General features: G+C 62.0%; 18 protein-coding genes. 6 read left to right on the top strand and 12 right to left on the bottom strand.

Annotated elements, in window-relative coordinates; translation table 11 throughout:
- Positions 1–135 precede the first annotated feature (135 nt).
- Together NJC40_RS03995 and NJC40_RS03990 are read left to right on the top strand one after the other, a co-directional pair.
- Positions 136–1,911 carry an acyl-CoA dehydrogenase C-terminal domain-containing protein gene (locus tag NJC40_RS03995; protein ID WP_253142383.1) on the top strand — a complete coding sequence of 592 codons (1,776 nt, stop codon included), beginning with the start codon at positions 136–138 and terminating at the stop codon, positions 1,909–1,911.
- A gap of 336 nt (positions 1,912–2,247) precedes the next feature.
- Complete coding sequence (locus tag NJC40_RS03990) at positions 2,248–2,409, top strand: YqaE/Pmp3 family membrane protein (RefSeq protein ID WP_045484381.1); 162 nt, start codon at positions 2,248–2,250, stop codon at positions 2,407–2,409.
- 48 nt (positions 2,410–2,457) lie between these two features.
- Here NJC40_RS03990 and pqqD read toward each other — a convergent pair whose 3' ends face one another.
- From pqqD to NJC40_RS03955, 7 genes are all read right to left on the bottom strand, one after another.
- On the bottom strand, positions 2,458–2,736 hold the full coding sequence (pqqD, locus tag NJC40_RS03985; RefSeq protein ID WP_253142384.1) for a pyrroloquinoline quinone biosynthesis peptide chaperone PqqD: 279 nt from the start codon (positions 2,734–2,736) through the stop codon (positions 2,458–2,460).
- 100 nt (positions 2,737–2,836) lie between these two features.
- A complete protein-coding gene (locus NJC40_RS03980) occupies positions 2,837–3,637 on the bottom strand; it encodes a carbon-nitrogen hydrolase family protein (RefSeq protein WP_253142385.1) in 801 nt (266 codons plus the stop codon).
- A 14-nt stretch (positions 3,638–3,651) separates the two neighbouring features.
- Positions 3,652–5,331 (bottom strand): flavin monoamine oxidase family protein, encoded by a 1,680-nt coding sequence (locus NJC40_RS03975; RefSeq protein WP_045484372.1) that lies wholly within the window; start codon positions 5,329–5,331, stop codon positions 3,652–3,654.
- 143 nt (positions 5,332–5,474) lie between these two features.
- A complete protein-coding gene (locus tag NJC40_RS03970) occupies positions 5,475–5,936 on the bottom strand; it encodes an Lrp/AsnC family transcriptional regulator (protein ID WP_045484369.1) in 462 nt (153 codons plus the stop codon).
- Between the two features lie 48 nt (positions 5,937–5,984).
- Positions 5,985–7,040: an FUSC family protein gene (locus tag NJC40_RS03965; protein ID WP_045484366.1), complete on the bottom strand. Its 1,056-nt coding sequence runs from the start codon at positions 7,038–7,040 to the stop codon at positions 5,985–5,987.
- 100 nt (positions 7,041–7,140) lie between these two features.
- Positions 7,141–8,766: a methyl-accepting chemotaxis protein gene (locus NJC40_RS03960; RefSeq protein WP_253142386.1), complete on the bottom strand. Its 1,626-nt coding sequence runs from the start codon at positions 8,764–8,766 to the stop codon at positions 7,141–7,143.
- A 596-nt stretch (positions 8,767–9,362) separates the two neighbouring features.
- Complete coding sequence (locus NJC40_RS03955; protein ID WP_253142387.1) at positions 9,363–10,004, bottom strand: hypothetical protein; 642 nt, start codon at positions 10,002–10,004, stop codon at positions 9,363–9,365.
- Between the two features lie 245 nt (positions 10,005–10,249).
- Between NJC40_RS03955 and NJC40_RS03950 the strand changes: the two genes are divergently transcribed.
- Complete coding sequence (locus NJC40_RS03950) at positions 10,250–10,468, top strand: MbcA/ParS/Xre antitoxin family protein (RefSeq protein ID WP_253142388.1); 219 nt, start codon at positions 10,250–10,252, stop codon at positions 10,466–10,468.
- Positions 10,469–10,524: 56 nt separating this feature from the next.
- Here the strand turns inward: NJC40_RS03950 and NJC40_RS03945 are convergent, their stop codons facing one another.
- The 5 genes from NJC40_RS03945 to NJC40_RS03925 form a co-directional block, all read right to left on the bottom strand.
- A complete protein-coding gene (locus NJC40_RS03945; protein WP_253142389.1) occupies positions 10,525–11,316 on the bottom strand; it encodes an ABC transporter ATP-binding protein in 792 nt (263 codons plus the stop codon).
- Positions 11,310–12,305, bottom strand: a complete 996-nt coding sequence (locus NJC40_RS03940; protein ID WP_253142390.1) for an ABC transporter permease — start codon at positions 12,303–12,305, stop codon at positions 11,310–11,312. The genes NJC40_RS03945 and NJC40_RS03940 overlap by 7 nt, the downstream gene beginning before the upstream one ends.
- Complete coding sequence (locus NJC40_RS03935; protein WP_253142391.1) at positions 12,286–13,356, bottom strand: ABC transporter substrate-binding protein; 1,071 nt, start codon at positions 13,354–13,356, stop codon at positions 12,286–12,288. The genes NJC40_RS03940 and NJC40_RS03935 overlap by 20 nt, the downstream gene beginning before the upstream one ends.
- A 241-nt stretch (positions 13,357–13,597) precedes the next feature.
- On the bottom strand, positions 13,598–14,776 hold the full coding sequence (locus NJC40_RS03930; protein ID WP_045484346.1) for an acetyl-CoA C-acetyltransferase: 1,179 nt from the start codon (positions 14,774–14,776) through the stop codon (positions 13,598–13,600).
- Between the two features lie 120 nt (positions 14,777–14,896).
- Complete coding sequence (locus tag NJC40_RS03925) at positions 14,897–15,808, bottom strand: LysR family transcriptional regulator (RefSeq protein WP_253142392.1); 912 nt, start codon at positions 15,806–15,808, stop codon at positions 14,897–14,899.
- A 216-nt stretch (positions 15,809–16,024) separates the two neighbouring features.
- Here NJC40_RS03925 and NJC40_RS03920 point away from each other — a divergent pair, with 216 nt between their 5' ends.
- The 3 genes from NJC40_RS03920 to NJC40_RS03910 all read left to right on the top strand — a co-directional run bounded on the left by NJC40_RS03920 (position 16,025) and on the right by NJC40_RS03910 (position 22,503).
- Positions 16,025–19,516 (top strand): indolepyruvate ferredoxin oxidoreductase family protein, encoded by a 3,492-nt coding sequence (locus tag NJC40_RS03920; protein ID WP_253142409.1) that lies wholly within the window; start codon positions 16,025–16,027, stop codon positions 19,514–19,516.
- 192 nt (positions 19,517–19,708) lie between these two features.
- Entirely contained in the window at positions 19,709–20,884 is a 1,176-nt protein-coding gene (locus NJC40_RS03915; protein ID WP_253116971.1) for an isovaleryl-CoA dehydrogenase, read from the top strand.
- Positions 20,885–20,895: 11 nt separating this feature from the next.
- Complete coding sequence (locus tag NJC40_RS03910) at positions 20,896–22,503, top strand: carboxyl transferase domain-containing protein (RefSeq protein ID WP_253142393.1); 1,608 nt, start codon at positions 20,896–20,898, stop codon at positions 22,501–22,503.
- The last annotated feature ends 9 nt before the right edge of the window (positions 22,504–22,512 follow it).

Below are 22,512 nucleotides of genomic sequence, written 5' to 3'. Positions count from 1 at the left end.
ACCTTGTGGTCACAAACGGACCCTATGTGTCGTAATGGTTGTTCGGCTAAACTCGGGCTTCTAACGCCTTGACCGGTCTGTGGCAGGTCCGGTTTCCAGGCTCAGATCTTTTGCTTCCCGTTTGCGAGGTGTGCCATGGCTGACTACAAAGCGCCGCTGCGTGATATGCGCTTCGTCCTCAATGAGGTCTTTGAGGTTTCCCGACTCTGGGCCAGTTTGCCGGCATTGGCCGACACTGTGGACACCGAAACCGTCGAGGCGATTCTTGAAGAAGCCGGCAAGGTTACCAGCCGCAGCATTGCGCCCCTGAGCCGTAACGGCGACGAAGAGGGCTGCCGCTGGAACGACACCGTGGTCAGTACGCCAACCGGCTTTGTCGATGCCTACCGCACCTATGCCGAGGGCGGCTGGGTGGGCGTGGGTGGCAACCCCGAGTTTGGTGGCATGGGCATGCCCAAGGTGGTGTCGGCGCAGGTCGAAGAAATGCTCAACTCCGCGAGCCTGGCGTTCGGTCTGTACCCGATGCTGACCTCAGGCGCGTGTGTCTCGCTCAATACCCATGCCAGTGAGGCGCTCAAGGCGCAGTACCTGCCCAACATGTACGCCGGTGTCTGGTGTGGCTCGATGTGCCTGACCGAAGCCCACGCCGGGACTGACCTGGGAATCATCCGCACCCGCGCCGAGCCGCAGCCCGACGCCAGCTACCTGATCAGCGGCAGCAAGATTTTCATTACCGGCGGTGAGCACGACCTGACCGAGAACATCATCCATCTGGTCCTGGCCAGGCTGCCCGATGCGCCAGCCGGCCCCAAGGGCATTTCACTGTTTCTGGTGCCCAAGTTTCTGGTCAATGACGACGGCAGCCTGGGGGCGCGCAACCCGGTCAGTTGCGGTTCCATCGAACACAAGATGGGTATCCAGGCTTCTGCCACCTGTGTGATGAATTTCGACCAGGCCCGTGGCTGGCTGGTGGGTGAGCCGCACAAGGGCCTGGCGGCGATGTTCACCATGATGAACTACGAGCGTCTGGGGGTCGGCATCCAGGGCTTGGCATCCGGCGAGCGCTCCTACCAGAACGCCATCGAATATGCCCGTGACCGTCTGCAAAGCCGTGCGCCGACGGGCGCGCAGAACCGCGACAAGGTCGCCGACCCGATCATCGTGCACCCCGACGTGCGGCGCATGCTGCTGACCATGAAAGCCCTCAACGAGGGTGGGCGGGCATTTTCCACTTATGTGGCGGTACAACTGGACATCGCCAAATACAGTGAAGAGCCGCAGCAGCGTGAGCGCGCCGAACAACTGGTGGCGTTGCTGACCCCGGTGGCCAAGGCCTTTCTCACCGATGTCGGTCTGGAAACCACTGTTCACGGCCAGCAAGTGTTCGGCGGCCACGGTTACATTCGCGAGTGGGGCCAGGAGCAACTGGTGCGTGATGTGCGCATTACCCAGATCTACGAAGGCACCAACGGCATCCAGGCGCTGGACCTGGTGGGGCGCAAGATCGTCGGTTCTGACGGTGCCTGGTACAGGGTGTTTTCCGAGGAGGTTCGGCAGTTCATCGACAGCGGCGAAGCGCCTGCGGAATTCGTCAAGCCGCTGGCAAATGCCTTGCAGACCCTCGACGACCTGACTCAATGGATACTTGATCGCGCGCGCAGCAACCCGAATGAAATCGGCGCTGCGTCAGTTGAGTATCTGCATCTGTTCGGCTACACCGCCTATGCCTGGCTGTGGGCGCGCATGGCTCTGGTCGCACAAGCCAGGGAAGCTGAAGATTCGTTCTATGCCGGCAAGCTGGCGACTGCGCGTTTCTATTTTGCTCGCTTGTTGCCGCGCATTCATTCACTCGCCGCTGCGGTACGCGCAGGCAGTGAATCGCTGTACCTGCTGGACGCCGAGCAATTCTGATAATGATTCTCATTGGTGTAAGCCATGGCTTACACAACGTGGCGGCAAATCGCCTCTTTCGATAAAAAGGATCCAAAGTTAAATTAGCCACATGGACGTTGCGCAGGATGCGCACTAGATAACAGGGACACGTAAGGGATACCTGCCAGGATGGCGGGAAGAAAGGGAAGTCAGGGAAACAGTCTGGAAAACCCCGCTGCGGCGGGGTTTTCTTTGTGCACGTGTTTTTTTTCCGGGTCGGGTGATGGCGGTCTGCCAGAAGCTACGGAACCACTGACAGCGGCCAAGGGTCGATTGAATACAGGCCATCAAGGCCCTTCAATCAGGAGCTTACCCATGGACATCATCCGCATTATCATCGCCATTCTGCTGCCTCCACTGGGCGTGTTCCTGCAAGTCGGTTTCGGCGGCGCGTTCTGGCTCAACATCCTGTTGACCCTGCTGGGTTACTTCCCTGGCATCATCCACGCGGTGTACATCATCGCCAGCCGCAAGTAACCTGTCGCGCCGCTTTCAGGCCTGGTCCTGGCCAGGCCCGAAGGCGCTTCAGTGCAGGTCGATCCAGTGCTTCTGGCTGGCTGTCCTGATGAAGTCATCAACGTCGGTACCCGTTTCCGGAAGGTTAGGGAAACGGGTATGCAGAATCTCGATGATCTGCTCGACCGTGTGCCGACCATCAATCAATTCGCCAACCCGTGCCGCGTCATCGTCCAGGCGGATCATGCCGCCGGGACGAAACAGCAGTACATGGCCATGTCGATCAGGCGCCGGCTCCAGGCTGCAGCCTGTGTGCCAGTGCGGGGTGAGTGTGCGATCGGCTTTCATGGAGTGATCCTCTGCTGACAGACACTTTGCTCGTGACCGGCCGGGAGGCCGATCATCGATCCTCACTTGCAGTGTAGTCGCGCAGTGCAATGACGGCGGCTCAGTTTTTCGCCAGTCGCTCATACAGATCAGGGCGGCGATCAGCGGCGTAATTGTTTAAATCCTTGGCGTTATCGATGCCTGAGCGTTGCAGGTCAGCGATCAGCAACGCTTCGTCCTCGCCTGCCAGCAATGGGCGGCAGCCCTGCGGCCCGTTAAGGCTGCTCAGGCCGCAATAGTGGATTTCGCCCTCACTACCGCAGTAGTTGGCATACGCCAGGTAGCACTGGTTCTCGAAGGCGCGGGCGCGCACCGTCACCTCACACACGAAGTCATAGGGCGCCATATTGGCGGTGGGCACCACGATCAGGTCGGCACCGGCCAGCGCGAGATGACGCGCCGTCTCCGCAAACTCTACGTCGTAGCAGATCAGTAGCCCCAGCCGCCAACCGTGCAGTTCGACCACCGCACAGTGCGCGGCCCCGGCGCTGAACATGGTTTTATCCAGCTCGCCGAACAGGTGGGTCTTGCGATAGTTGACCAGCCGGTTGCCGGCCGCGTCGATCAGTTGCGCGGCGTTATACAGCAGGCCGTCCGTGGCCCGCTCCGGGTAGCCATAGACAATCGCCATACCGCTGTGCCGGGCAATCGTCGCGACCTGTTCGGCCGCCGGGCCGTCTGCGGCTTCGGCCAGTCGTTCGACCGCCTGACGACCGATGTTGTAACCGCTGAGGAACATCTCCGGGCAGACCAGCAACTGTGCACCAGCACGGTTGGCGGCCTGTGCCTGGGCGGCCAGCCGCGCCAGGTTGGCATCAATGTCCAGGGGCAGGGGCGGGCATTGGTAAATCGCGATCCGCATGCTAAACCTCGGTGTCAGTCGCCCAGCGCAATGGGGCCGATTTCATCGAACACATCGCCTGGGCCGGGGTTGTCGGCGGGGGACTTGCCGCCAAAGTGGTTCATGATGCCCCACACCGCATTGAGCGAGGTCTGCACCGCACCCTCGACCCAGGCCGGGGTCCAGGATATGTCATCACCGGCGAGGAACATGCCGCGGTGTTCGGCGGGCATGTCGTGCTGCATGAAGTGCGCGTACATCCGCTGGTTATAGCGGTAATGGCCGGGCAGTGCGCCTTTGAAGGCACCCAGGAAATGCGGATCGGCCTCCCACGAAACGGTAATCGGGTCGCCGATGATGTGCGCGGCGATATCCACCTTCGGGTAAATCTTCTTCAGCGCATCCAGGGCCAGACGCACGCGCTTGTCGATCGGCTGTGGCAGCATTTTCAGTGCATCGCTCATCCACGAGTAGGACAGGCAGATCACTCCTGGCTTGTCGTCGCCGTTGTCAAACAGGTAGGTGCCACGGGTCAGACGGTCGGTGAGGGTCATGCTCATCAGGTCGCGGCCGGTTTGCGGGTCTTTGTCTTTCCAGAAGGGCCGGTCGACCATCACAAAGGTTTTCGACGACTGCATGTAGCGGGTACGGTCCAGGGCCATCCACATTTTCTGCGAGAACAGTGACTCTTCGCATTCGATCTGGGTGGTCAGCAGCCAGCTCTGGCAAGTGGTCAGTACTGCCGGGTACAGACGCGTGTCGCCCCAGTTGTCGGTGATCGCCAACTGGCCGTCGGAGGCGCGGGCGATGCGTTTGACGCCAGGGCGCGGCGCGCCATGGTGCAGTGACGACAGGCTGGTGCCGGCCGGCCAATGGGCGCAGTGCGGCGGCACATGGCGCCAGATGCCCAGCGGCACCTGTTGCACGCCACCGACAATCAAGTGCTGGTCTTCATCGCAGTTGGTCATTACCACGCGGAAAATTTCCAGCATCGAGTTGGGGAAGTCCGAGTCCCAGCCACCGGTGCCGAAACCGACCTGGCCGAACACTTCGCGATGGTAGAACGACAGTTTGGCAAAGGCTTTCGAGGTGGCCACGAAGTCGTAAAAGGTGCGGTCGTCCCACAGCGGTACCAGTTCGTTCCACAACGCCTTGAGGCGTGGCACATTGCGTTCGCGGATTGCCTGCTGGATTTCGGAAAACCGCGCGCCGCTCTCCAGGGCGTCGGCCCAGGCATCGGCCACTTCCTGAAACAGGGCGGGCAGGTCGCTGAGGCTTTGCGCATAGTAGGTATTGCCTTCCAGATCCACCACCGTGCTGCCGGAGGCCGGGGTCAGCGGGTTGGGAAATGGCTGGGTCTGCAGGCCGAGTTTGTCGACATAGTGATAGAACGCCGTGGACGAGGCCGGAAAGCGCATGCCTCCCAGTTCGGCAATGATGCCTTCAGCGCCTTCGAATGGCTGGGAGCGCAGCCGCCCGCCCATCTGCGAAGCCTCGTAGACCACCGGCTTGAGGCCCAGCTTCATCAGTTCATAGGCGGCGACCATGCCGGCGATGCCGGAGCCGATGATCGCCACTTCACGGCCATGATGATGTTCCGGGATGCTGCCCAGCCCGGCGGGGTGGGTGATCCACTCGTCGAAGGCAAAAGGGAAATCCGGACCGAACATAGTGATCGGTTGTTGACCGTCTGCACGATGACGAGGGTGATTCATGGCTGTCCCTTAATGGTGGCGATGGCACGGGTAAGGACAGTCTAGGCAGGCATGAGCACGTTAATAAGACAAAAACTGTCGTCGCTCTGTGCGTCGGTGATGCAATCTGACGACCTGCTTGCGCACTATGACGAAAACGCCATTCAAACCGGCTGGCCGCGGTCGATCTTGCTGCTGAGAATGATCGAGGTGGTGGTCTTTTCCACCCCCTCGACACTGCCGATCAGGTCGAGCAACTGGTCCAGTTGCTCCGGGGATTCAGTGCGTAGCCAGGCAACATAGTCGAACTCGCCACTCACCGCGCACAGTTGCTGGACTTCGCTGAGGGTCGCGAGGCGACGCAGCACGTCCTTGCCGGCTCGCGGCCTGACGGTGATGCCGACGTAGGCCTGCAGGCCGCCATCGACCACTCGCTGACCCAGCCGTACACCGTAGCCGGTGATGACCTTGCTCTTTTCCAGGCGTGCCAGCCGCGACGTCACGGTGGTGCGCGCGATGCCCAGTTGGCGGGCCAGCACGGCCACGCTTTCGCGGGCGTTGAGCTGCAAAGCGGCGATCAACCGGTGGTCAAGATCATCAAGAACGGGCGGGCGGCTGGCGGACAAGGGGGTCTCCTTACAATGCGCCGCATGGTACGGGGTGTTGCCTGCCGGTCACAACTTCCAGCGCCGGGAGGTCTTGGCCAGACGTGCCTGCAATTGATCGAGCGTGTGGCTCAGGCGCTGGCTCATCAGCAGATAACCGGTCAGTTCGGCGGGAACGTCACCGGGCAGCTGCAAGGCTTCAAAGCTGCGGTTGAGGTGTTCGGTCGCGCCGGTCTGCAACGCCCTGGCCATGCCCAGCAGGCGGCGGCGGTTCTGCCGGTAGTCGGCATCCAGTAGCGCCCGGGTGAGCGGGTCAGGGTTGGCCGGGCGGGTATTGGCGAGGATTTCCAGCAGGCTCAGGCACATCCGGAACTGGCTCTGGATGGTGTCCAGCTCGACCATGGAAATCTTCACCTCCTTGGACACCGACGGCAGCAGCGAGCGCAGTTGCAGCATGGTCGCGTTGAGGCTGGCGGTGAGCTTGAGGTGTTCATCGGCGTTGACCGCCTGGCCATGGCTGATCCGCCCATACACCTTGGCGCAGTCACGCAGGCCGCTGGCCAGGTTATAGCGCCAGGAGAACACCGCATACAGCGGCAGGGCGAACGAGAATGCCAGCGCCAGACCGATACCGATCAGAATATCCACCGTGCGCCACAGCCCGTCGCTGATCGGGTTGACCCCGTGGCCTGCGACGATGAACAGCGTGATCGCTGACAGGAGCGCGGTATAGCCGCCCTTGCCGATGGCGTGGTAGGCGAAGAATCCGCACATCACTGACATCAGGGTGTAGGTCAGCAGCGGCATTTCCAGATAACCCTGCTGGACCACCACGCACAGCCCAAGGCCTGCGCCGATCAGGGTGCCATAGGCACGTTCCACGGATTTCTTGCGGATATTGCCATGATGCTGCAGGCCGCCGATCACGATCAGCATGGTCACCGAGGCCCATTCGCCATGTGGCAGGTTCAACCCGCTGGTGAGCAGGATCGACACCAGCAGGCCGACCGAGATTCGGGCGGCATGGATCAGCCGGGCGTGTCGGTAGCGGCGATAAGGGTCAAGCAACGGGCGTAGTACAGGGCGAAGCCAGGCGGGAATGGAAGCAGTGCGAGGAAAGGGCATGCGGGGGCGTACCATCAACTGAGGTCAGTGGAGTAGGCCATAACCGGTGCAGCGCTGCCAGAGGCTGGCAGCGCTTGTATTGGCGCGATTGTGAAACCGGTCAGACCTTGAAACGGGAAATCATGGTGTTAAGGCCGACCGCCAGGCTCGATAGTTCCTGGCTCGCGGCGCTGGTCTGGTTGGCGCCGGCCGAGGTCTGCATCGACAGATCGCGGATGTTCACCAGGTTGCGGTCCACTTCGCGGGCCACCTGGGCTTGTTGCTCCGAGGCGCTGGCGATCACCAGGTTACGCTGGTTGATCGAATTGATCGCTTCGGCAATACCCTCCAGCGCCTGGTTGGCGGCCTGGGCCACGTCCAGCGTTGCGGTGGCGCGCTGGCGGCTGCTTTGCATCGCATCCACGGCGCGTTCCGAACCGGTCTGGATGCCGCCGATCATTTTCTCGATCTCCTGGGTCGACTCCTGGGTGCGGTGCGCCAGGCCGCGCACCTCATCGGCCACCACGGCAAAGCCGCGTCCGGCCTCACCGGCCCGGGCGGCTTCGATGGCGGCATTGAGGGCCAGCAGGTTGGTCTGCTCGGCCACCGAGCGGATCACGTCCAGCACCTTGCTGATGTCGTTGACCTGGCTGGCCAGTTGTTCGATTTCCTGGGAGGTGGTCGACACATCGCCGACCAGATGCTCGATCGACTCCAGCGCCTGATTGACCTTCTCGCGGCCCTGGGCGGTGCTCTTGTCTGCGCCTTTGGAGGCTTCGGCGGTGATCACCGCGTTGCTGGCCACTTCCTCGACCGCCGCGGTCATCTCATTCACCGCAGTGGCGGCCTGCTCGATCTCGGCATTCTGCTTGTGCAGGCCGCGGCTGGCGTCTTCGGTTACCGAGTTGAGCTCTTCGGAGGCCGAGGCCAACTGGTTCGACGAGGCGGCGATCTGGGTAATGGTGTCACGCAGGTTGTGCTGCATGATGTTCAGGGCGTTCAGCAACTGTGCCGGTTCGTCGTGGCCCGAGACCTTGATGTCGCGGGTCAGGTCGCCGCTGGCCACCCGGTTGGCGGCGGTCACTGCGTCGGCCAGCGGGCTGACGATGCTGCGGGTCAGTACCCAGGCAATCACCGCCATGGCCAGCAGGATGGCCAGCAAGGCGACGATGATGACGGCAAAGGCTTCATCGAAAACATCACTGCTGACATTCGCTGAAGTGACGGCACCATCGGCGTTGTAGCGCACCAGCTTCTTCAGTGAGGCCATCATGTTGTCGGCGTACTCGACCAGCGGGCCGTTGATCAGATCCACCGCCTCTTGCTTGCGTCCGTCCTGCAGCGTGGCAAGCACCTTGGCCTGCAACTGGTGATAGCGGTCACTGGTGGCTTTGAAGTCATTGAACAAGGCACGGTCTTCTGGCACCTGAATGGTGTCTTCATAGCTTTTGACGACCTTGGGAATGGCGTCGTTGATGCCACGGATCATGCTGAAGGTCCGCTCGCGCTCGGCGCTGTCGTCTTGCAGGATGGCGCGCAGGGTGAGTGCCCGAACGCGCCCCAGATCAGTGCCCAGGTCTCCCAGGGCAATGACCGCCGGCAACCAGACCTCCCTGACTTCGTCGGTCGCAGTATCCATACGTTTGGCCTGGAACAGAGCGGTCACGCCCATGCCCAGCACCAGCGCCCCGAGCAATAGAAAAATGGCTGCGGCCCGCGTGCCGACTTTCAAGTCCCTCAAGTTCATGTTTAGTCCTTCATGGCAGTTTTAAAGTGTGGCTTGCAAATGATCCTGGGGATCTCAGGCGGCGGCCTGGATACAGCCCTGAACTATTCCCGCGTGATCTGTAAGGCAAATAACGGCATGACTGGCCAGATATTTCCTAACGTACGTCACGCGGTTTGGTTGAATCGATTAGCTGGATTTCACCCGGCGCAACCGCCACGCTCAGCGGCTCGCGCATGTGCAGGCAATGAACGCCCACAGACCCGCCAGGGCCTGTCATTGCTCAGGTGTGAAATCATTCGAGACGCCGTGGCTCAAGGCCAGGCTGCTTGATGTTGTTCGTGTTCGAACAAGCAGGTGTGCCGGACGAGCTTTCTTGTACAATTGTTCAATGATGGCCAATTGCTTCTTTCAGCACAAGTAAAAAGATGTTTCTTCGTTGTACTGCAGGCATGCGACTTATGTCGGCTATACATCGGCTTTATTTAGGGTTTTCTACAATAACTAGTTAACGCCTCTATATCGGTGTTTTCCGACGTTACTAGGACGTTAGTGCCAATATTTGTAAGTTATTCCCGGTCTTGCTGGAAAGTCGCTGGCAGCGACAGGCGCTGCGATCAGTACGCCGGGTGGTCAACAAATACCAGCTGCGACTCTTGGGTGTATTGATGGGGGCTTTCCATGTCGACTGATGTGTATTTCACGTTGGTCACTACCAGGCCGATCCTGCCGCCGGGACCGCCCACCGAGAAGACATTGAGGAACACCCGATTGCCCCAACACTCGCGTTGCACTTCTGGGCCGCAATTGCCTGTGTTGTCTTGTTCACCAGCGCTGTACAACGTTCGCGACTCCCAGCCCTCAAAGGCCACCAGAGAATAGCTGCCGGCTGAACTGCCCTGGCCGGAACCGGCGCCGCCAATGATGAGCACCGACTGACTGCTGCCGTAGTCGTCGAGCAGGCGGATCTTGTTGTATTGCCCGCCGAAGTCTTCAAGCGCTCGCGCCTGCTTGAGGGTCGGGCGCACCAGCAGATAACCGGCCTGAAAATTCCTGCCTGCGTTTTCATAAGATACCGACGCCAGATAAGCCTGCTCGTTGTTCGGCAACGCCACGGGAACCACATTTTCGACTTGCACGCCCATCTGCTGCACTTCAGCAGGCGCCCAGGCGGTAATCTGTTTGGCAGAGGGTGGAGTGGCGCCCAGAATGGGCAATGAAAGGCTCAGGGCAAAGGTGGCAACGATCAGTGTACGCATGGCGACTCCCTTGAATGCAGAAATGGTTCCCTGTGTCGCCATGGGCTGGCGCAACAGGGAACATACAAGGGATGAGGAGGTAGGGCCAGTGTCTGCCACTTTGTAGCCGAGATCTCTAGTTTTCGTAGGCAGATACCTGTTCTTGTAGCCGAAGGCTTGTTTCCGAATTCATGCAGTAAACTTGCAGACTACGCGGGGCTGACCTGTGAAGCAGAGGGTTTCCTAATCATGGATCTGGTGACTCTATGGAAAAGACCATGAGCCTTGTGGTGTTTGAGCGAAAGCATCTTGTGTTCAATCAGGCCACCGAGGTTTTTGAAAGCGCTAGCGACGCTATGGCCTGGATGTTCAGGCCGACCCGTGCCTTGGCAGGCAAGTCACCTGAAATGCTGTGTGAAACAGACGTCGGCGTCTGTCAGGTCCTACGCCTGCTCAATGCCATTGAGTGGGGCGGCGCCTGTTAAGTCGTTTGCGTACCGCTACAGATCAGCCTCCCCGCACTTACAATCAAGGTGCTTGCTTACCAGTCACTCCCCTGCCCGAGCAACTCCAGCGCATGATGACGTAGCTCCAGTAACCTTGGATCATCCCGCCGACGCGGGTACGGCCGGTCGACCTTGAGTTCGGCCAGCACCCTGGCCGGGCGGGCCGAGAACACCAGCACGCGGTCACACAGCAGCAATGCCTCTTCGACGTCATGGGTGACCAGCAACGAGCTGTAGCGTTGCTGCTGCCACAGGCGAATCAGCTCGCCCTGCATGGCGATGCGGGTCAGTGAATCAAGCTTGCCCAGCGGCTCGTCGAGCAGCAGCAGGCGCGGTTCGTTGATCAGGGCGCGGGCCAGGGCGGCGCGCTGGGCCATGCCGCCGGAGAGCTGGCGTGGGTAGGCGTCGCGAAATTCCAGCAGTCCGACCTTGCCAAGAGTCTCATCAACCCGGTGCTTGTGGGTCTTGAGCTGGCCTCGGGCTTGCAGGCCGAGCGCAACGTTGTCCCACACGCTGCGCCACGGGTAGAGGGTCGGGTCCTGAAACACCAGCACCCGCGAGTGATGCGGGCCGGGAATCGCCGCGCCGTCGGCCTGCAACTGGCCGCTTTGCAGCGTCTCCAGGCCGGCGACCAGACGCAGTAGGGTCGACTTGCCACAGCCTGACGGCCCCAGCAGGCCAACGCTTTCGCCCGGCGCCAGTTGCAGGTCGACCTTGTCGAGCACCGGCAAGCGGCTGTCGCCGAGGTCGAAGGCATGGCTCAGGCCGCGAATATCCAGGGCCATGCCGATGTCCTGGGTCTGAATTGCCGCTGCACTCGCTACCATTGCACCGCTCCTTTCTGCCACGACAACACCCGGTCACGCACCTTGAACAACAGGGTGATCAACCCCGAGCACAGCAGCGCCATCACGATCAGCGCGGCGTACATGTTGGCGTAAGCGGCCCAGCCTTGCGCCCATTGCAAGTACCAGCCCAGGCCTGCCTTGACGCCCATCATCTCCGCCACTACCAGCACCGAGAACGACGCACCCAGGCCCATGAACAGGCCAACGAATACGTTGGGCAGTGCGGCGGGAATCGCCACGCGCAGGATCAGGAAGCGTGAATTGGCGCCCAGCGTACGGGCCACTTCGTAGTACGCCTTATCGACCCCGGCCACGCCCGACCAGGTCAGCACCGTGACCGGAAACCAGGTTGCCAGGGCAATCAGAAATACGCTGGCGCTCCAACTGGTGGGGAAGAAGAAAAAGCAGATTGGCAGCAGTGCGGTGGACGGCACCGGGCCGAGGATGCGCAGTACCGGATGCACCCAATAGCCGATGCGTTGCGACCAGCCGATCGACACTCCGGCGATGAAGCCAGTCACGCCACCCAATACCACACCGTTGAACAGCAACCAGAACGAATGCAGCAGGCTTTCGCCCAAGCGTGGCCAGTCATCGACAAACACCTCGATCAGCGCTTGCGGCGGGGCGAAGAACGGCACTGGCAGCAGAACGATCTTGGCGGTCACCAGCACCCACACGCCCAGCAGCAACGGCAATACCACCAGCCAGGGACCTGCCGGTTTCAGCACGCTGACCAGCCGGGCGAACACGCCGGGTAACAAGACTGTCAGGGCCAGCAGCAGGGCGACGGCGGCGGCACCGATGGCCAGTTCGCGAGTGAAGGGCCAGGGTCGTCCGCCGTCCGGGTACAAGCTGGTGAACAGCGCGAAGGCCAGCCAGGCAGCGGCGGCCAGCAGCCCGCTGCGCCACAGCGTAACGCTTGTGGGCTGGGCGGTTTGGGTCTGCTCAAGCGAATACGTCGGCATGGATACTCTCCGCGAATTGCGCAGGATCGGTACGCGGCTTCAGAACTTCGACCTGCTTGAGGTCGCGGGCGTACACGGCGATTTCCTGCTCGAAGGTCTTGCCCACCGAGTAGTAACCGTGGGTGTGCTCGGTGAGGATGGCGCGCACTTCCTCCTTGCTGGTGTTGAGCGCGAACTTGAGGAATTCATCGGCCACCGCATCGGGGTTTTTAAAGGCCCAGGCATGGGCCTGCAAAATCGAGTGAGTGATCGCTGCGGCAACCGGCTGCTCGTTGCGCGCCAGCTTGCCGCTGACCCCGACCACGCAGCAGCTCATGTTGGCGTATTCCTCAATCATATTGGTCGCCAGCTCACGGAACGCCGGTTGCTGCTTGACCCGGTACATGATCGGGTCGGAACCGCTGGCGGCCTGAATCTCGCCTTTCTCCAGCGCCACGCTGAGCAGGTCGATGGGGTAGACCCGCCAGGTCACGTCACGGATCGGGTCCACTCCATGGCGCTTGAGCATCAGCGAGAAGAAGTTCTTGTCGGCGGCGGCCATGTCGGTCACGCCGATGGTCGTGCCTTTGAGCGAGGCCAGATCCTGTGGGCCATCCTTGAGGGTCAACAGGCGCAGGCAGCCACCGTGGGTGCCGGCAGTCAGCTTGACGTCAAAGCCCTGTTCCAGTGCCTTGAGCCAGCGCAGCGCCATGCCGGTGGCGGCGTCGGCCTTACCGGTGGCCATCGATTCGAGCAGCACTTCGGTGGAATTGCCGAAGTTGACGAACTCAACATCCAGGTTATGCCGTTTGAAGATGCCCTGGCTGTCAGCGACCGCCACCGGGGCCAGGCAGACAGCATTGAGGTTGGTGGCGATCTTGACCTTGCGCGGCTCTGGCAGCACCCAGCGAGTGCTGTCCAGATCCAGCCCGCTGCCCACCGGTGCAGTGCCGTGCCCGGCATGACCTGCATGGCTGCTGTCAGCAAACCCCAGCCGACTGACCAGCGCTGCCGCCGTGGCGGTGCCGGCCATGGCCAGAAGACGACGGCGATTGATGGACGTGATGCTCATGGAGCCTCCGGTGGCGAATGAAAGGGGCCAGGAGGCGATGCGCATGCCTTATGAAGAAAATCGCCATTCCCTGAATGAATTACACGTTATCGGTAATAATCATCATCAGGGAAATTCAATTTAGGAATAACCTAATATGCAAGTTGTTTTGCCGTGAAGGGCTCCGGGGCGACGCAAAACTGTAGGAGCCGCTTCAGCGGCGAAAGCTGCGGCGCTGAAGCGGGTCGCCGGCCTGCCGTGCTTACCGGGCAATCGCCAGTGCCACGCCTTGCCCGCCGCCAATGCACAAGGTCGCCAGGCCCTTCTTCGCATCCCGGCGGATCATTTCGTGCAGCAAGGTCACCAGCACCCGGCAGCCTGAGGCGCCAATCGGGTGGCCCAAAGCGATGGCGCCGCCATTGACGTTGACCTTGCTCGCGTCCCAGCCCAGTTCCTGACCCACCGACAGCGCCTGCGCTGCGAAGGCTTCGTTGGCTTCGATCAGGTCCAGCTCGTTCAGTTGCCAGCCGGCCTTGTCCAGGCAGCGACGGGTTGCCGCCACCGGGCCGATGCCCATGATCGCCGGATCGACCCCTGCGTTGGCGTAGGCTTTGATGCTGGCCAGCACCGGCAGGCCGAGTTCCGCCGCCTTGGCTGCGCTCATCAGCAGCACCGCAGCGGCGCCGTCGTTGAGGCTGGAGGCGTTGCCTGCGGTGACGCTGCCGTCCTTGCGAAACGCCGGGCGCAGCTTGGCCAGCGACTCGGCACTGGTCTCGGCGCGGGGTTGTTCGTCGGTGTCGAACAGCCGGGGTTCGCCCTTTTTCTGCGGGATCGAAACCGGGGTGATTTCATCCTTGAAGCGTCCGGCCTCAATAGCCGCGATTGCCTTGTGCTGCGAGGCGGCGGCAAAGGCGTCCTGGGCTTCGCGGCTGATGCCGTACTTTGCCACCAGATTTTCGGCAGTGATGCCCATGTGGTAATCGTTGAAGGCGTCCCACAGACCGTCGGTGATCATGCTGTCGACCATCTGGGCGTGGCCCATGCGCAGCCCGGTGCGCGCCGCTGGCAGCACGTAGGGCGCCAGGCTCATGTTCTCCATGCCGCCCGCGATGATTACCTCGGCATCGCCGCAACGGATCGCCTGGGCGCCCAGGTGAATGGCCTTGAGCCCCGAGCCACAGACCTTGTTCAGGGTCAGCGCCGGTACGCTGTGCGGCAGGCCGGCCAGGATCGATGCCTGACGTGCGGGGTTCTGGCCGCTGCCGGCGGTCAGCACCTGACCGAGGATCACTTCATCGACCTGCGCGGCGTCCAGCCCGGTCTGCTCCAGCAGCCGGCGGATGACCAGCGCGCCCAGCTCCGGCGCGGGAATGCCGGCCAGGGCACCCTGAAAGCTGCCGATGGCGGTGCGGGTCGCCGCAACGATGACCACGTCTTGCATGATGCTTCTCCTGTGCAGAGGCTGCTTTTTGTAGGTATGAGTACCCCAGTGTCGAGCCTGGAAAATGATTTGTTAAATTTGTTTTTCTTCTGAATTGTTTTGCAAAGCTGATTAATGCCCCTAAAGCTGAGTAGCTGAAATCAGAAACTGCTGAAACGCCCGGGTCGGCTCGCTGAAGGTCAGGTCGCGGCCCCAGATCAGGCCCAGCTCCATGGGCGGAATATTGCCGGCCACCGGGCGCACCTCGATCTTTTTACCCTCCAGCGACCAGGGACGATAGACCATGTCCGACAGGATGCTGACCCCGAAGCCATGGGCCACCAGGCCGCGCAAGGCTTCGATCGACGAGGTGCGGAACACCACTTTCGGTTGCAGGCCGGCCGCCTGCCAGTAGCGCAGCGCCGAGCTTTCGCCTTCATCCACGGTGGCCATGATGTAGGCATGCCCGGCGATGTCAGCCAGGCTCACCGACTCCACTTGCAGCAGCGGGTGGCCGCTCGGCAGCCACATCTGTCGCCGTGAGCGCATCAGCACATGGCGCTCGAACGGCAGGGCGCTGTCGACGTTGGAAACAATGGTCAGGCCCAGCTCCAGCGATCCGTCGGCAATGCCCTGCTCGATGCCCGGTGTGTCCATGTCGATCAGATCGATTTCGACTTGCGGATAACTGCGTTTGAAGCGTGCCAGCAGGTTCGGCAGGAAGTAGCCCAGTACCGTGTAAGACGCGCCCACGCGCACTGTGCCTTGCAGGTTATGGCTGAGCAGTAGCGGATGGCTGACCGCATCTTGCAGGGTGTCGAGAATGTGCCGGGCGTGCTGATAAAACTTGTGCCCTTCGGCGGTCAGGCTCACCCCGTGGGCCAGGCGTTCGAACAGTCGCACACCCAGCATGTCTTCCAGCTGGCTGACCGCCGTGGTGATGGCCGACTGCGAAACGTGCACGGTCAGGGCGGCCTGGGAAAACTGCCCGAGTTCGGCGGCGGCGACGAAATAGCGCAATTGGCGCATGGAGATATCGTTTCGGACTGACATGTGTTTTTCAGATACCTCGATGCATTTTTTATAAATTTACGATAGCGGATCGGCGCTTCTAGACTCCAGAAAAACAAGCTCCACCAAACCACTCCAGAACAAACCGGCGGGCCGAACCCTACAGCCCCCCGGATAACAAGAATCGGAGGATTGGCCGTGACCGCATCGCTGACCGTGCTCGACGACAAATACACCCAGACCCAGGGCAAAGCCCTGATGACCGGCATCCAGGCGCTGGTGCGGCTGCCACTGATGCAGCGCCAGCGCGACCTGGCCGCGGGGCTGAACACCGCAGGGTTTATCTCCGGTTACCGTGGCTCGCCGTTGGGCGGCTTCGACCAGGCATTGTGGAAAGCCCGTGAGCATCTGCAGGCACAGCACATCAAATTCCAGCCTGGCCTCAACGAAGACCTCGCCGCCACCTCATTGTGGGGTACTCAACAGGTCAACATGTTCGACGGCGCGCGCTACGACGGTGTATTCGGCATCTGGTACGGCAAGGGGCCGGGTGTTGACCGCTGCGGCGATGTGTTGCGGCATGCCAACGCAGCAGGTTCTTCGGCCTTCGGTGGCGTGCTGGCGATTGCCGGTGATGACCACGGCGCCCGCTCATCGTCGCTGCCGCATCAGACCGAGCACATTTTCAAGGCGGTGATGATGCCGGTGCTGGCGCCTTCCGGCGTGCAGGAGTACCTCGATTTTGGCCTGCACGGGTTTGCCATGTCGCGCTACAGCGGTTGCTGGGTGGCGATGAAGGCGGTGGCCGACACCGTTGAAAGCGGCGCCGTCGTAGACCTGAGCCTGGACCGTGTGCAGCCGGTGCTACCCGACTTCGAACTGCCCGAGGGTGGCCTGAATATCCGCTGGCCTGACCCGCCGCTGGCCCAGGAAAAACGCCTGCTCGAACACAAACTGTACGCCGCCGCCGCTTATGCGCGGGCCAACGGCCTGGACCGGATTGTCATGGATGCGCCCAAGGCGCGGATCGGCATCGTCACCTCGGGCAAATCGTACCTGGACGTTTGCCAGGCGCTGAAGATCCTCGGCATCGATGAGGCGCGCGCCGCGCAGATCGGCCTGCGCATCTACAAGGTCGGCATGGTCTGGCCGATGGATGCCGAAGGCGTACGGCACTTTGCCGATGGCCTGGAAGAGATCGTCGTGGTCGAAGAAAAACGCCAGATGATCGAATACCAGCTCAAGGAAGAACTCTACAACTGGCGTGAAGACGTGCGCCCGCGCATCGTCGGCAAGTTCGACGACAAAGGCGAGTGGACCCGGCCGCATACCGACTGGCTGCTGCCAGCGATTGGCGACCTGACCCCGTCGCAGATCGCACGAGCGCTGGCGCGGCGTATTTTGCGCCACCACCAGAGCGGCGAGTTGCAGGTGTGCCTGGCGGTGCTTGAAGCGCAACTGTCGACCGGCCAGCGCTTTGCAACCCTGATGGACCGGGCGCCGCATTACTGCTCCGGCTGCCCGCACAACAGTTCGACCAAGGTGCCGGAAGGCAGCCGCGCACTGGCGGGCATTGGTTGTCACTACATGGCCGCGTGGATTTATCCACAGACCCGCACCTTCAGCCAGATGGGCGGCGAGGGCGCCGCGTGGATCGGCCAGGCGCCATTCACTGACACGCCGCACGTGTTCGCCAACCTTGGCGATGGCACCTACTTCCACTCCGGGCTGCTGGCGATTCGGGCGGCGGTCGCGGCCAGGATCAACATCACCTACAAGATTCTCTACAACGACGCCGTGGCGATGACCGGCGGCCAGCCGGTGGACGGCAGCCTCAGTGTGGCGCAGATCTCCCGGCAACTGGCTGCCGAAGGAGTCGGGCGCATCGTGGTGGTGACCGACGACACCGAGCGCTATCGCGATGTCCAGGATCTGGCACCGGGTGTGCCGGTGTGGCGCCGCGACCGCATGGATGAACTGCAAAAAGAACTGCGCGAATTCAGTGGTGTGTCGTCGATCATCTATGACCAGACCTGCGCCGCGGAAAAACGCCGGCGGCGCAAACGCGGCAAATTCCCCGACCCGGCGCGTCGGGTGGTGATCAACCAGGCGGTGTGCGAAGGCTGCGGCGATTGCAGCAGCCAGTCGAACTGCATGTCGGTGACCAGTGTCGAGACCGAGTTCGGCAACAAACGGGAGATCGACCAGTCGTTGTGCAACAAGGACTTCACCTGCCTGAGCGGCTTCTGCCCAAGCTTCGTCACCGTCGAGGGCGGCGCCTTGCGCAAGCCCAAAGCGCTGGGCCAGGGCGAGGCCGAGCAATGGCCGCTGCCGGTGCCGGTAACAGCTCCTCTACAGCAGCCCTACAGCATCCTGATCACCGGGGTCGGTGGCACCGGAGTGGTGACCATCGGCGCGCTGCTGGGCATGGCTGCGTTCATCGAGGGCAAGGGCACCCTGAGCCTGGACATGGCCGGCATGGCGCAGAAGGGCGGCGCAGTGTGGTCGCACCTGCGCATCGCCGCCCGTCAGCAAGACCTGCATGCACCGCGCATCGCCGAAGGCGAGGCCAGCCTGTTGCTGGGCTGTGATCTGGTGGTCAGTGCCAACCACGAAACCCTGTCGAAAGTCCGCCAGGGTGTGACCCATGCGCTGGTCAATTGTGAAGAAAGCCTGACCGGCGCCTTTGTGCGTAACTTCGCCGCCCAGGCAGAAACCGGCGATTTGCAGCGCTACCCCGACGCGCAGTTCCGTACCCCGGAAATGACCGCGCAGATCCGCGAAGCGGTGGGCGATGAGCAGGCACTGTTCGTCCAGGCCAGCCAGCTGGCGACCGCGCTGATGGGCGATTCCATTGCCACCAACACCTTCATGCTCGGCTTTGCCTGCCAGCAAGGCTGGCTGCCGGTGGGCATCGAAGCCCTGCAGCAGGCCATTGAACTGAACGGCACCGCCGTGCCGTTCAACCTGGCGGCATTCACCTGGGGCCGCCGTGCAGCGGTGGACCTGCCACGGGTACAAGCACTGATCGCCGATCAGCGCGCGCCCAAGTTGGCCAGGACGCTGGACGAGCAAGTGGCGCGTCGTGTGGCGTTTCTTACTGATTACCAAGACGCTGCCCTGGCCGCTCGTTATAAAGATCGGGTGGATGCTTTTGCTGCCGCCGAGACCCGGCTGGCAGGCCAGCCCGGCGCGTTGAGCGAGGCGGTGGCGCGCTATTACTTCAAGGTGCTGGCGATCAAGGATGAGTACGAGGTGGCCCGGCTGTTCACCCAAGGCGACTTTCTCAAGCAGATTGAATCCACCTTTGAAGGCGACTACAGGTTGCACTTTCACCTGGCTGCGCCTTTGCTGAATAAAAGCGCGGCGGGTGTGCAAGGCAAGAAAACCAGTTATGGCCCCTGGATGCTCAAGGCCTTCGGCTGGCTGGCGCGGTTGCGTCGGGTACGCAACACCTGGCTCGACCCCTTCGCCCACACCCATGAGCGCAAGACCGAGCTGGCCTGGCTGCGCAGTTATGAAGCCATACTCGATGAACTGCTCGGCGGCCTGCGCAGCGACAACCTGGCGCTGGCCAGCCAACTGGCGGCGCTGCCCGATGCGGTGCGCGGTTATGGCGCGGTGAAAGAGCGGTATCTGGGCCATGCTCAACTCAAGCGTGAGCGCCTGCTGGACCAATGGCGCAACGGCCCGCAGTTCCATGCTGCAGAGCCAGGCCAGGGCGAACGGATTGATACCGTGCAATTGTGAACATGCTGTGCAGTCGAGGCGACTTATGCACTTTTTACTGCCTTGTATTGAACCTGTGGGAGCGAGCTTGCTCGCGAAGGCGATCGACCAGAGCGCTACAAATGCTGTGGCCGGTCCGGCCTCTTCGCGACCCAAGTCGCTCCTGCAGGAAACGGTGGAACCCATCCATAATCATAAGAACGGAGACACACCATGATCCCAGGACTGAATTTTTTCCTCGGCGAGGAAATCGACATGCTCCGCGACTCAGTCGCGGCCTTTGCCGCCAAGGAGATCGCCCCGCGTGCCGCAGAGGCTGATCGCAGCGACCAGTTCCCGATGGATCTGTGGCGCAAATTCGGTGACATGGGGCTGCTGGGCCTGACCGTCAGCGAAGAGTACGGCGGCACCGGCATGGGCTATCTGGCGCACATGATCGCCATGGAAGAAATCTCCCGCGCCGCAGGCGGCATCGGGCTGTCTTACGGCGCGCACTCGAACCTGTGCGTCAACCAGATCAACCGCAATGGCAGCGATGCGCAGAAGCGCCGCTTCCTGCCCAAATTGATCAGCGGCGAACACATCGGCGCGCTGGCCATGAGCGAACCCAACGCTGGCTCTGACGTGGTGTCGATGAAACTGCGTGCCGACAAAAAGGGCGACCGCTACGTGCTCAACGGCACCAAGATGTGGATCACCAACGGCCCGGATTGCGATGTACTGGTGGTCTACGCCAAGACCGACCTGAGTGCCGGTGCCAAAGGCATGACCGCGTTCATTCTGGAAAAGGGCGCACCGGGGTTCTCGGTGGCGCAGAAGCTCGACAAGCTCGGCATGCGCGGCTCGCACACCGGCGAGTTGGTGTTCCAGGATGTCGAGGTGCCGCAAGAAAACATCCTCGGCGCTGTGGGCGAAGGCACCAAGGTGCTGATGAGCGGCCTGGACTACGAGCGCGCGGTGCTGTCCGGCGGCCCGTTGGGGCTGATGCAGGCGGCCATGGATGTGGTGGTGCCGTACATTCACGACCGCAAGCAGTTCGGCCAGAGCATCGGCGAGTTCCAGCTGATCCAGGGCAAGATCGCTGACATGTACACCACCCAGCAGGCCTGCCGCGCCTACCTGTATGCGGTGGGCAAGCACCTCGACGCGCTGGGCAGCAGCCACGTGCGCCAGGTGCGCAAGGACTGCGCCGGGGTGATTCTCTACACCGCTGAAAAAGCCACCTGGCTGGCCGGCGAGGCGATCCAGATTCTCGGCGGCAACGGCTACATCAACGAGTTTGCGGTGGGCCGGCTGTGGCGTGACGCCAAGCTGTATGAAATCGGTGCTGGCACCAGCGAAATCCGCCGCATGCTGATCGGCCGCGAGCTGTTCAACGAGACGATGTGAGTGAGGCCGTCATGACTATCCTGCAGACGCAAATCAACACCCGCTCACCTGAATACCTCGCCAACCAAGCGGCCATGCAGGGCCAGGTTGAAGCGCTGCATAGCCTGCTGGCCAGGATTCGCGAAGGCGGCGGCGCCAAGGCTCAGCAGCGCCACACATCACGCGGCAAGCTGTTGCCCCGTGAACGCATCGACCGCCTGCTCGACCCCGGTTCGCCGTTTCTGGAAATCGGTCAGTTGGCCGCTTATGAGGTCTATGGCGAAGACGTGCCGGCAGCCGGATTGATCGCCGGTATCGGCCGGGTCGAAGGCGTCGAGTGCATGATCATCGCCAATGATGCCACCGTCAAAGGCGGCAGTTATTACCCGCTGACCGTGAAAAAACACCTGCGCGCCCAGGCCATCGCCCGCGAAAACCGCCTGCCGTGTCTGTACCTGGTTGACTCCGGTGGCGCCAACCTGCCGCGCCAGGACGAAGTGTTCCCGGACCGTGAGCACTTCGGGCGGATCTTCTTCAACCAGGCCAACCTCAGTGCCCAAGGCATTGCGCAGATCGCCGTGGTCATGGGCTCGTGCACCGCAGGTGGCGCCTATGTGCCGGCGATGAGCGACGAGACCATCATGGTCCGCAACCAGGCGACCATCTTTCTGGCCGGCCCGCCGCTGGTCAAAGCCGCCACCGGTGAGGTGGTGAGCGCCGAAGATCTTGGCGGTGCCGATGTGCACTGCAAGACCTCCGGGGTCGCCGACCATTACGCCGAAGACGACGCCCATGCCCTGGCCCTGGCGCGGCGCTGCGTGGCCAACCTCAATTGGCGCAAGCTTGGGGCGTTGCAGGCGCTGGCACCGGTCGCTCCGCGCTATGGCGCCGAGGAGCTGTACGGAATTGTTCCGGCAGACCCGAAACAACCGTTCGACGTGCGCGAAGTGATCGCGCGGATTGTCGATGACTCGCAGCTCGACGAATTCAAGGCACTGTTCGGCGCCACCTTGGTGTGCGGCTTTGCGCGGATCGGCGGCTACCCGGTGGCGGTGCTGGCCAATAACGGCATTTTGTTTGCCGAAGCCGCGCAGAAAGGCGCGCACTTTATCGAACTGGCCTGCCAGCGCGGCATCCCCCTGGTGTTCTTGCAGAACATCACCGGCTTTATGGTCGGCCAGAAATATGAAGCCGCTGGCATCGCCAAGCATGGCGCCAAGCTGGTCACCGCAGTGGCCTGCGCCAGCGTGCCGAAGTTCACGGTGATTATCGGCGGCAGCTTCGGTGCCGGTAACTACGGCATGTGCGGCCGTGCCTTTGACCCGCGCTTTTTGTGGATGTGGCCCAATGCACGAATTGGCGTGATGGGCGCCCAGCAGGCGGCGGGCGTGCTGGTGCAGGTCAAACGCGAGCAGGCCGAGCGTGCCGGCCAGGCGTTTTCCGACGCCGACGAGCAACAGTTGCGCCAGCCGATCGTCGAGCAGTACGAGCGCCAGGCCGCCGCCACTTACTCCAGCGCACGGCTGTGGGACGACGGCGTCATCGACCCGGCGCAGACCCGCGAAGTGCTGGCCCTGGCGATTTCCGCCAGCCTCAATGCACCGATCGAAGCGACCCGCTTCGGCGTGTTCCGCATGTGACGGGAGGAG

The organism is Pseudomonas sp. 21LCFQ02 (genome assembly GCF_024129895.2).
Classification (GTDB): domain Bacteria; phylum Pseudomonadota; class Gammaproteobacteria; order Pseudomonadales; family Pseudomonadaceae; genus Aquipseudomonas.
The sequence above is the reverse complement of the archived record's forward strand: the minus strand, read 5'-3'. Positions and strand labels throughout refer to the sequence as shown.